8 protein-coding genes are annotated in these 10,363 nt (G+C 59.5%); 4 read left to right on the forward strand and 4 right to left on the reverse strand.

Annotation, left to right across the window (positions count from 1 at the left end):
• Positions 1-172 precede the first annotated feature (172 nt).
• Entirely contained in the window at positions 173-919 is a 747-nt protein-coding gene (locus tag ACHIRB_RS30850; protein WP_395117983.1) for a hypothetical protein, read from the reverse strand.
• Positions 920-1,836: 917 nt separating this feature from the next.
• Between ACHIRB_RS30850 and ACHIRB_RS30855 the strand changes: the two genes are divergently transcribed.
• The 3 genes from ACHIRB_RS30855 to ACHIRB_RS30865 all read left to right on the forward strand — a co-directional run bounded on the left by ACHIRB_RS30855 (position 1,837) and on the right by ACHIRB_RS30865 (position 4,129).
• Positions 1,837-2,598 (forward strand): AfsR/SARP family transcriptional regulator, encoded by a 762-nt coding sequence (locus tag ACHIRB_RS30855; RefSeq protein WP_395117981.1) that lies wholly within the window; start codon positions 1,837-1,839, stop codon positions 2,596-2,598.
• Positions 2,599-2,696: 98 nt separating this feature from the next.
• Positions 2,697-3,029, forward strand: coding sequence for an SCP2 sterol-binding domain-containing protein (locus ACHIRB_RS30860; RefSeq protein ID WP_395117979.1), 333 nt, complete (start codon positions 2,697-2,699; stop codon positions 3,027-3,029).
• 233 nt (positions 3,030-3,262) lie between these two features.
• On the forward strand, positions 3,263-4,129 hold the full coding sequence (locus ACHIRB_RS30865) for a serine/threonine protein kinase (RefSeq protein ID WP_395117977.1): 867 nt from the start codon (positions 3,263-3,265) through the stop codon (positions 4,127-4,129).
• Positions 4,130-4,211: 82 nt separating this feature from the next.
• On the opposite strand, the gene ACHIRB_RS30870 is transcribed toward ACHIRB_RS30865, so the two are convergent.
• Positions 4,212-4,862, reverse strand: a complete 651-nt coding sequence (locus ACHIRB_RS30870; protein WP_395117975.1) for a winged helix-turn-helix transcriptional regulator — start codon at positions 4,860-4,862, stop codon at positions 4,212-4,214.
• A 40-nt stretch (positions 4,863-4,902) separates the two neighbouring features.
• On the opposite strand from ACHIRB_RS30870, the gene ACHIRB_RS30875 reads away from it, so the two are divergent.
• The gene (locus ACHIRB_RS30875) at positions 4,903-5,838 is read left to right on the forward strand and encodes an alpha/beta fold hydrolase (RefSeq protein WP_395117973.1); all 936 of its coding nucleotides are present in this window, start codon (positions 4,903-4,905) and stop codon (positions 5,836-5,838) included.
• A 189-nt stretch (positions 5,839-6,027) separates the two neighbouring features.
• Here the strand turns inward: ACHIRB_RS30875 and ACHIRB_RS30880 are convergent, their stop codons facing one another.
• Both ACHIRB_RS30880 and ACHIRB_RS30885 read right to left on the reverse strand, forming a co-directional pair.
• The gene (locus ACHIRB_RS30880; RefSeq protein ID WP_395117971.1) at positions 6,028-6,288 is read right to left on the reverse strand and encodes a 4Fe-4S dicluster domain-containing protein; all 261 of its coding nucleotides are present in this window, start codon (positions 6,286-6,288) and stop codon (positions 6,028-6,030) included.
• Between the two features lie 82 nt (positions 6,289-6,370).
• Positions 6,371-10,324 (reverse strand): SDR family NAD(P)-dependent oxidoreductase, encoded by a 3,954-nt coding sequence (locus ACHIRB_RS30885; protein WP_395127847.1) that lies wholly within the window; start codon positions 10,322-10,324, stop codon positions 6,371-6,373.
• Positions 10,325-10,363 lie beyond the last annotated feature (39 nt).

Raw genomic sequence — 10,363 nt, forward strand, 5'->3', positions numbered from 1 at the left:
GTCTGCGCCTAATCCCTGGGCTGCGCCCAGGGACCTGAAAGACTGCCCGCCAAGGCGGGCAGGTTGTCCGAGAAAGAAAGCCGGCCCGCTGCGCGGCCCGTGTTGCCGGCCAAGTTTCCCGGCCCGGGAATAGGACCGGCTGCGCTCGGCCCTATCCCCCACCGGCGGTTGCCTATTCGGCCACGTGCCAATCGAAGTCGAAGAACCGAGCGGTGTTCTCGATGTGGCTGCGTACATCGTCTGAATCGATGCACTCTTCGGCCTCCTCTACGCTGCGTGCAGAGACCGAAACGGTAATGCGGGCGGTGACTTCCACCTCGACATCGTGGGACCGCTCACGGCCCGGTAGCTGGTGGGATTCCATGAAGTTCTCGAACTCGCCGCACAAGCTGTTGCGATCGGCCCATTCGCACGCATCTTCCACCAGGTCATAAACCCACCGCTGGTTGCGCTCACGCAGCTCTTCTAGCGTCTGCGCCAGCTGTGCCTTGCCCAGCGCCAACTCCTCCGTCTCCGTAGTTGCGCGACTCTCGGCGTGCAGAGCCTTCACGTAGGGCGTGAACCACACCGGAGCAGCACCGAATACAGGTTCGAGGACCTGCACTTGTTCCCGGCGCACACGCCCCGACCAGTTCACAATCTCGTGCTCCATCGACAACATCGGCTCTCTGGAGACGATCACCACAGCCACGGTAGATCCGTCCTGCCGTGAAGCGTCCGCAGAAAACCACCCGGCAAAGAGCGGCGCCCCGGTTTCTTCGATTACCCGCACCCACGCGCCCTCGACAGGAAAACCCTCAACGACCGCAGCCCTTGAGGTCGAAACATTCTGTCCTGCAGACCAATCGGCACTACCGATCGCGCTCGACACCGACGGAACTACTGCAGAAACCAACTCGACACTCTCGGAAACAGTCATGCTACGAACCCCTTTACGGGAAGGGAGGCGATTGGTCAGATCACCTCTACAACAACTTGTGGACACCCACGAACTTACCAGAACGCACCCATCTAAGGAAACCAAATTGACTGTGCATCAATGCTTTTGGACAATCATAAAGTGAACGCAGAAGCAAGGTTTAGCTCCTTCGAGTGTCCCCGGCACACCCAGTGCCGGGGACACTCGAAGGGGCGGCACTTCCCCTTTAAGCTCACTTCCAACCCCCTCCTGGAAATGAAGGATTTAGAGGAAATGCCTCGCGTAGGAAGCCCCCCGTTCAGCCGCTGTCATAAACCCGCATGAACTAGCCGATGTTATCTTTTCGTGATTATCTGCCGCTCCACTTGACCGGACTACCTGATGGGGCGATCGCGGTTGTCCAGCGACCGCGCCAAACCAAACGAACGTCGGCGATCGGACCATCCCGGCCTGTGTCTCGTTTCTCCGGGGTCGGCCAGACATGTCCGCGTTTGACAACGACACGACGACGACTAGGCGAAACGCCTGACGGCGCCCAAAGCTGTATGCCGGACAAAAGGGCAGAAGCCGAGATAGTTGCGCTTACAACCACTTTCGGTCCCCGCCTAGCATGACGGTCCCCACTCGGGGTCAACCCCTTGACATCGTGGCATGTGTCACATGCATGGAAAAAAAGTTACCTAGCTCACTTCGGCAACCCTCTGTACTCTTTGTGAAGGTCGTTAACTGTTGCCGGGTCAGCAACGTTTCCGTTGGCCCGCTAGTCAACTCAGCTAGGGGAGCTTTTGTACGCAGCTTTGATCGACAATCGAGATAGCACAACAGGGTTCGAACACCCGCGAGAGCTTGAACGCGAAGCTCCATACCGGGCGTACCTGTTCGGGTACCTACGGATGTTCCGAGGTGACCAACGGTTGGTGCCGGCAGCAAGCCGCAAGAAGGGCTTGCACATGTTGTTGTGGTTCCTTCTTAATCCCGGAAAGCCATGTTCGGCCGAACAATTCGTCGATACCTTGTGGCCGGAAACAGATCCCGAGAAGGCGATCAGTTCTTTCGATGTGAACATGCATTCGCTCAGACGGCTGCTCGAACCCGAGCTTGGCCCCAGAGAGGAATCGTCGTTCATTCGTCATCACTCAAACAGGGTCTACACGTTCGAATCCGACGACATGTGGTGGACGGATATAGCAGATCTTGAACTGCTCTATCAACGTGGACACACATGCGACAACGCGGGCGACACCGATCGAGCTCGCTTCTACTACAGGCGCGTCTCGGAGTACGTCTCACAAGGACCTCTGCTCGACGGCGAATCGAGCCCATGGTTAGACCCCTTTCGGCGGCGTTACGCGCTGATGTGTTCGCAAGCGCTCGCTCGTCTGATGCAGATCGACGTGGACAGAGGAGGCGATGAAGAGCTGCTGGAGTCGGCTTACCAAATGCTGCGCGTCGATCGATACAACCAGCTGGCTACCCGCGTGATTGTTGAATCCTGTCTGCGCAAAGGTAACCGAAGCGGGGCAGCACGCCGACTGGAGGCATTCTGCAACGCAGTTCAGCGTGATCTGGGACTGCAGCCCCCGGCGGAGTTTGTCGAACTTCGGCAAGCGCTTCGTGGTGGATCCCGCGTGTCATGCCTCTCAGGAATCTACAAAGGCGCGAACTTACACGGGCGGTAATAGTCAGAGAAGTCAGCACTCCTACCGTCGTTGGGCGCACAATCCGCAGCTCCAGCATCAGCCTGGAACGGTCACAACGATCAGGAGAGCACGGTCCTATGACGCTCACAATCGGCGAACTTTTCGACGCTCTGCCGGAACGCTTCATCACCGAAGCAGCAACCGGACTCGAACGAACTCTCCAATGGCAAATTACTGACGAGGATCCCGGCGTGTGGGCCTTCGAGATCAAGGACGGTCAGGGGCGACTCATCCCCGGTGGTGTCCCCGAACCGGACACCACATTCACCACGACGAGCGAAATCTGGATCGCGGTCGCCGAGGGGCGCCAGGACCCCATGCGCGCCTTCATGACCGGCAAGATGAAAGTTGAAGGCGACATGACTCTGGCCTTGAAAGTTCCAGACCTCTTCGACACGGCAACGACCTAGGCCTTCGACCCAGGCTCGGCGGCGACGATCCCCCAGAACACCTGCGAGATAAAGCGGTAGCAGCTATCAAGCAGCAAATGCCGGGCCGCGCCACCCGGTTGCCCTGCGCGGCCGGGTGGATCGCGGGTCGAGCCGAAACACGTCTCGGCGACTCCGGAAGTCGAGCTGCAGAAGTAGGCAAATCTATACCGCAGCAGATCAACCGCATTACACACCCTATCGAGGAATGACTGATGTCGGCCGGTACGGCACTACCCGCAGCAATCGCGGACTATCGGATTCTCGGCTCGCTCGGTGAGGGCAATCACGGCACCTTCTATCTCGCAGAAGCTCCTGAGCGACTTGGTCTTTCGGAATCGTTGGTAGCTCTTAAGGTTTTCATCGATCAGGCGGGCAAGAATGCTTACCGTCGTGGAGTTCAGGAGTTGCGGGCGTTTGCCGCGGTCCCGTCTCCGTACATCGTCCGAATCCACGATGCCGTCCTGGACGGTAACTTCTTCTATGCAATGGAGCACTTTCCGCTTGGTTCCCTCGCGGCCCCCACGAACCGTTTGACACGCAAGCAAATCTTGCGTGCGCTCGTCGACACCTGTCGGGCTGTACAAACATTGCACGATGCCGGCATGGTCCACGGCGACATCAAGCCGCGCAATGTGATGGTCCACGAGGGCGGAAGCAAACTGTCAGACCTCGGGCTGGTGCGGGTTCTCGATTGCCAGAATGAGGTCACGAGTATGGCGCCGGCGACATCGGTGGAGTACCTGGATCCAGGGCTACTGCTCTCCCACAACACGCCGTCGTTGGCGTCCGATGTGTGGTCAATCGGAGCAACGGTCCATAGAGCGCTTTCAGGCGAAGGACTCTACGGAGAATTGCCGACCGGCCAACCACTGCTTGCGATCCGAGCCGTGCATTCGGGCGGCGCGCACGTCTCCGACAACTTGCGCCCGGAGGAAGCCGACATCGTTGCGTCCTGCCTTGCAACACCGGACAAACGGCTTCGAACTGCAGCAGAAGTCGGAGACCGGATCAATGCGTTGATCAACGAGATCGGACCGGCCGGCCGCGCATCGTTACCGTCGGAGCTGTGCCAACAATGACGTCGATCGTGGCACCGGCACCGATCCGGACCGAAGTACCGATGAGACTCCGCGGAGATCGTGGCCGTAGATGTACCGCTTTCTATGCGATCGTTCGCAGGGCACCGGCAAATTGGCCGAACACGATGTCGAAGTCATCGAGGTCGCCTCGAAATTCGCCGGCCAGAACCGCCTGCTCAACCGTCAGCATGCCCGAGGCGAGACCCAACACCACCGCAGGTTCTGCCCGAAGGACGCTCGTCGGTTGTGGCTCTCCATCGAGCGCAATGTGCGTGCCGGTGTCATCAATGTGTACCGAAACAATCCTGTTCTGGACCTCTAATCCAACCGTCGCAGAAACCGCAGCCTTGTTGTCATGCAGTAACGCATCGAGCGCGACCGCCAGCCAGTTGGTCCGAAAACTGTCTTCCTGCGGACCGGTGACCATCAGCGGAGTACTCCACCTCACCAGGGCGGCGACGGCATCGCGAAGTTCGCTTCCCCATGGCGTCAGCGAAAACAGCACGCCATTACTGGCGCGATCGAGAGACCTTTCCACCACGCCGACCTCCTCTAGGTCCCGCAGTCGCTCGGAGAGGAGGTTGGTGGCGATCCCTGATGTACCGGCAAGAAGGTCACTGTATCTCGCGGGCCCGACGAGCAGCTCACGAACAATGAGCAAGCTCCAGCGCCCACCGACAACATCGAGGGCTCGCGCCAGTCCGCAGTACTGACCATAGGATCGCTTGGTCATGAAGCCCTCCAGGTCTCGCACTTGACTTTTTTTTGCTAACTTGAGTATAAATCAAAAATTTACTTTAGAGGAGGATGTTGAATTGACGACTCAGCCGTCGGCAGGTGTACGTCCAACCTGGGTGGATAGTGAATTATTTCCATTCGAAAGCCGCTTCGTGGAGTTGAACGGCCACGTCGTGCATTACGTCGACGAGGGCTCGGGGCCCATCCTGCTGATGTTGCACGGAAATCCGACTTGGTCCTTCGTGTACCGCGAGGTCATTGCGTCGCTGCGGACTCAGTTTCGATGCATCGCCCTGGACTACCCTGGTTTTGGACTCTCGGTGGCGGCACCTGGCTATAAGTACGAGCCGCAGGAGCATGCCGCGGTAGTCGTGGATTTCCTAGACCACCTTGGTCTGTCAGACATCACGCTGGTCGCACATGACTGGGGTGGTCCGATCGGCTTGCACGCAGCCGAGCAGCGCCCGGACAAGTTCTCCCGCCTCGTCGTGGCCAACACTTGGGCATGGCCGATGAACGGCACTCTCAGTGCTGAAGTGGCTTCTCGAGTTATGGGCGGGCTGGTTGGACGCGAGCTGATCAGACGGTTGAATCTGTTCGTCAATGCCCTGATCCCCGCCGGGCATCGGCGCAGGAAGCCAACCTCACTCGAAATGACGCACTACCGCGAGGCTCTTTCCACCAGGGAGCGTCGTCATGCGAGCGCTGTGCTGCCTGGCGCCATCATCGGAAGCCGTGCTTTTCTCGCCGATGTCGAGGAACACCTGACGCTGCTCGACCAACTTCCGGCGCTCATCGTGTGGGCCGACGGCGACATCGCCTTCGGAGACAAGGAGCGAGAGCGGTGGGAATCAACATTGACCAACCACACCACCGTGGTGCTGCATGACGTCGGACATTTCGTACAGTCGGATGCGCCAGACGAACTCAGCGAAGCGATCAGGACCTGGTGGGCGGCGACATCGGAGTAATCCAATTGGTTCCTGTAACCGGCCACCCCATTTGCGTGGCGGTCGGGGCGACGCCTCGGATTCGATCCGGACAGTCTCGCTCGTAAGGTGAATTGACGTCCATCGCAACCACGCAGTCATCCTCGACAAGCGCTGCGGCGACGCCTCACTCGGACCCGGTGAGGCGTCGCGCACTCACAACGTCAGTAGTTAAGCCGGGTCGAAGAAGTTCTTGTTGACCGCGACCCAGGATTGCCACTCTTCAGGCACGTCGGCGTCGAAAAAGATCGCTTCGACCGGGCATACCGGCTCGCAGGCTCCGCAATCGATGCAGGCCACCGGGTCGATGTAGAGCTGGTCGTATTTGTCGAAGTCCCCGCCCGGTGCCGGTTGGATCGCATCGACCGGGCATACGTCGTGACATGAGGCATCTTTATGACCGATACACGGCTCTGTTATGACATAGGGCATATGCGTGTCCTTCGACTGTGAGTGTGCGTACCTTCGCCGCCCGTGGAGGGGCAGCCCGAGTCTCCGTCCGCGACCGCGTCTTTCACGATGCATCACTCACGGTCATGATGGCCGAGACCATGTCCTCGTCAGCCGCAACGGGCCCAGAGGGTTGTTCGGTCTCCAAGTCCTGCAATAGCTTTTCCAGTTCTTCCGGTGTCGCATCTGCCAGCAAAAGTTCCAAATCATCGAGGTGACTTTCGACGTCGGTAGCGTCGCCGGTCATCGGCTCGTCTGTTCCGGAATCAGTTGCGGATCCGCCGAATTCGAGTCTGGTCAGCAACCCGTTTGCGAGCCCAGCGATGGTTGCACCCTGAAGCAGGTCCAAGACCGAGACATCTACCTTCAGAACGGCCTCGATTCGGGCTTTCATTTCAATGGCCATCATCGAGTCGAAGCCGAGGCTGTTGAGAGTTTCTTCCACCGTGACGTCAGCCGCATCGAGACCGAGAATTCGTGCAGCCATGTCACGCAGGTGTGTGCCGAGAATTTCACCCCGCTCGGCTCCGCTTGTCTGACTGAGCGCGACGAACAGCGCCTGAGCGTCTGCCCCGTCGTCGTCTGTTTCCTCGTCCCGAACGTCAAGTTGGGCGAACATCGGCGCCAGCTGCCCAGCCAAGGACGTCTCCCGCGCCTTCGCCCAGTCCACCGTGATGGCGACCAAATGTGGTGGCTGCTGGTGAAGCACGCGGCCCAATGCCTGCATACCGGACTCGGGGGTGATGAGTTCGATTCCGCGGCGGGCGTACATCTGTTCTAGATCCAGATGTTCCACCATGCCAACGGACCACGGCCCCCATCCCACGCTGAGACCTGGTAGCCCCTGCTGCCGCCGGTACGACGCCAATGCGTCGAGGAAAGCGTTTCCGGCGGCGTAATTCCCTTGCCCCGGCGATGCGATCACTGCTCCGGTGGACGAAAAGAGCACGAAGAAGTCCAAGTCCGATTCGCGGAACAGTCGGTGGAGGAGCCACCCTCCCACCAGCTTGGGTCGAAGCACCCTCTGGAAAGTCTGGGCGTCCATTCGCACAAGCAGCTCATCGTCGACGACGCCCGCTGTGTGGATGACGCCGCTGATCGGAGGAAGACCCTGCTCCCGATAGGTGTCCATCCAGCCCGACAACTGATCAGCGTCGGTGACGTCGACGGCTGCGAAGTGGATCCTGCTGCCCAACGATTCGAGTTCACGAACTTGTCTGATGACGCTCAGCTGAGGGTGATCTGCCGGCAGATCATCCCACGAGGTGCGGGCAGGGATCTCGCTACGTCCCATCAGGACGACGTCACGAGCCCCCTTCTCCACCAGGAACCGCGCGACAAGTAGTCCCAGCGCTCCCAAACCACCGGTAACCAAATAGCCACCGCCTTCGCGCATGCGGGCAGGAAAAGGCGTTGTCAGGTTGCCGCTTTGAACAAGACGAGCGATGTACCGGCGATTGCCTCGGAACGCGACCTGATCTTCGCGGTCATTGGTGGCGATCTCGTCGATCAAAAAGCGAGCCTGATCAGTGGCACTTCCGTCGGGGTCGAGATCGCAGAGACCGCCCCAGAGACTGGTGAACTCCTGATGGCCGATCACACGCCCTAATCCCCACAGCGGAGACTGCTCGACGTTCGGAAGACTATTTTCCACGACGGCCTGCGCGCCCTGGGTGACCAGCCAGACCTTGGTCACCTGAGACAACTCCGCGGACACAGCTTGCATCAGCCTCGTCACCGATAGTGCTCCGGTCTCTTGCGAGGCTTCCAACGCGCCGGTCGATCGGCTTTCATCGAAGTCGGCGTCCAGGCTCCACAGATGCACAATGTTCGCGATTTGACACTGCCGCAGGATTCGGACCAAATCCACGTACTGAGATGAATCAGCAGCGTTGATCGAGAAGTTTTCGTTCCCACCATCGACGAGCTTCGCGACGTCAGCATGACCGACACAGAAGACTCGGCGGCCTTGGGCCCGAAGGAGTCTCGCTGCCTCCGAGCCGACACCGGTCGTGTCCGCGAAGATTACCCACGCCGCGGCGTCCTGGTCGTCATCAGCAGGCTGGGCAATCTCCGATTCGACCGGTCGCGGCGTGTCCTGCCACTCCAACTCGTAGAGGCCACGGTCGATTCTGTCCAGAGACAAGCTCGCAGCGGAGACGAGCGACTGTGCCTTGAATCCGTCGATTTCGACAAGGACTCGTCCGGCGGAGTCGCACAACGAGATATTGCTCAGGATTCGCGTCCGATCTGCCGAGACGACCTCTGCAACGACAACCATGTCCTGAACGGGCGGTGCCAGAACACGGATCCGGTCGACCCCGACCGGCAAATACGGTGTCGCGCGATCCGAGTCGGAATCGAGCGCAAGGCTGGCGATCAGCAATACCTGGAACGCAGCATCAATCAAGCTCGGATGGAATAGGTACTCCCCAACTTCGGTCGCGATTTCTTCCGGAATCTCGACACGTCCTACCGCTAGCCGATCTCCCGTCGCGATTTCGCGGACTGCTTGGAAGGCTGGACCGTATTGGAAGCCGAGACGGTTGGTCAGCTCGTAGAACTGTTCTCTCGAGATGCGGGTATCGCATTGTGATTGGACGGCCGCCACATCACGATCGGCGGCTGTAGCGGGCCTGAGATCAAGTTGGGCAGTGGCATGAATCGTCCATTGCCTTTTGCCGCCGGGCAGGGCCAAATAGCTGGCAATCTCGACCCGAGCTTGCTCTTGGTCGAGCGTTGTTCGCAGTCGTGCGTCGGACTCCGGGCTCAGTATCAAGGCTTTGTGAAGCTTCAAATCGTCGACGCTGTAGTGGCCGGGGCCGTACACATTGTGCGCCGCGGCCAACGCCATCTCGATGAGCGCCGCGCCGGGCAGCAGAGTGTTGTCCTGGATACGGTGATCAGCTAGATAGGCGAGACTGTGCCCTGCATTGACCTCCAGTTCCCAGGTCGGGTGCGCTGCATTCATGTGTTGACCCAGGAGCGGATGCACCTGCAGGTAATGACGGTCTTCGCGCGCTTCCGCTGACTCGTTCCAGTAGGTCTTGAGCTGCCACGGATAGCGCGGAAGTTTGACCAATGCGGATTCGGCTGTTGGGTAGAAAACCTCCCAGTCGACCTGATGGCCGTGGCAGTGGAGCGCGCCCAGCGACTGCAGGAGAATTTCGTCGTCGGGTTGGTCTCGCCTTAGGGAAGGGACGACCAAGCCTTCCTGCTCAGGTCCCGCGAGCAGTTCCCGCATCGAACTGGCGAGGACAGGGTGGGGGGAAAGTTCGACGATGTGGGTGTACCCGTCGTCGAGCAAGTGACTGAACGCTGCCGAGAAGAGGACGGTAGCGCGGACGTTTTGCCACCAGTAGCGAGCGTTTGCGCCCTTGCCGTCGATGCGACTTCCTGTGACTGTCGAATACAGCGGTATCGATGCTGATTTGGGACTCAGGTCGGCTAGCCCTGCCTCCAGGTCATCTCGTATCGGATCCATGTAGTGACTGTGATAAGGAACTTTGACCTGCAGGAATCTGTGGAAGACGCCGAATGATTCCAGTTGCGAGGCCATACTTTCCAAGACGGTCGCATCGCCGGACAGGGTGACCGCGCTCGGGCTGTTCACAGCTGCTACCGATACCAGCGGACCTGCGTCCTCGACTGCCTGGTTCAGGGTTTCGGGTGTCATTCCAACGGCCAACATCCGGCCAGAACCTGAGGTGCGTTGTTGCAGGCTGCTTCTGTAGTAAGTAACTTTCACCGCTTCCGGCAGAGTGAGCACACCAGCTAGATATTGCGCGGCGACCTCTCCGGTGCTGTGACCGAGTACCGCGTCCGGTTCTATGCCCCAGGACCTCCAAAGCTCCGCCAGTCCGACCTGGAGAGCGAAGTTGGCCGGCTGGGCAACGTCGGTCTCCGACATCCGAGACTGGTCTTCCGTGGCAAGCAGCTCGTCCATGAGCGACCACCCGGTGTACTTGCGCAGTTCGACGCTGCACTTTTCGACCGCTTTGTCATTTGCCAGGGTGATGGGACCACCTGCTTGCCACTAGCATGGGACCACCTTGGA

Source organism: Antrihabitans spumae, assembly GCF_043944905.1.
GTDB lineage: Bacteria > Actinomycetota > Actinomycetes > Mycobacteriales > Mycobacteriaceae > Antrihabitans > Antrihabitans spumae.

Bases quoted from the DNA above. Each gene is read 5' to 3' on its own strand.
- ACHIRB_RS30860 (WP_395117979.1), top strand. From the start codon at position 2,697: ATGACGCTCACAATCGGCGAACTTTTCGACGCTCTGCCGGAACGCTTC.
- ACHIRB_RS30865 (WP_395117977.1), top strand. From the start codon at position 3,263: ATGTCGGCCGGTACGGCACTACCCGCAGCAATCGCGGACTATCGGATT.
- ACHIRB_RS30880 (WP_395117971.1), bottom strand. From the start codon at position 6,288: ATGCCCTATGTCATAACAGAGCCGTGTATCGGTCATAAAGATGCCTCA.
- ACHIRB_RS30850 (WP_395117983.1), bottom strand. From the start codon at position 919: ATGACTGTTTCCGAGAGTGTCGAGTTGGTTTCTGCAGTAGTTCCGTCG.
- ACHIRB_RS30870 (WP_395117975.1), bottom strand. From the start codon at position 4,862: ATGACCAAGCGATCCTATGGTCAGTACTGCGGACTGGCGCGAGCCCTC.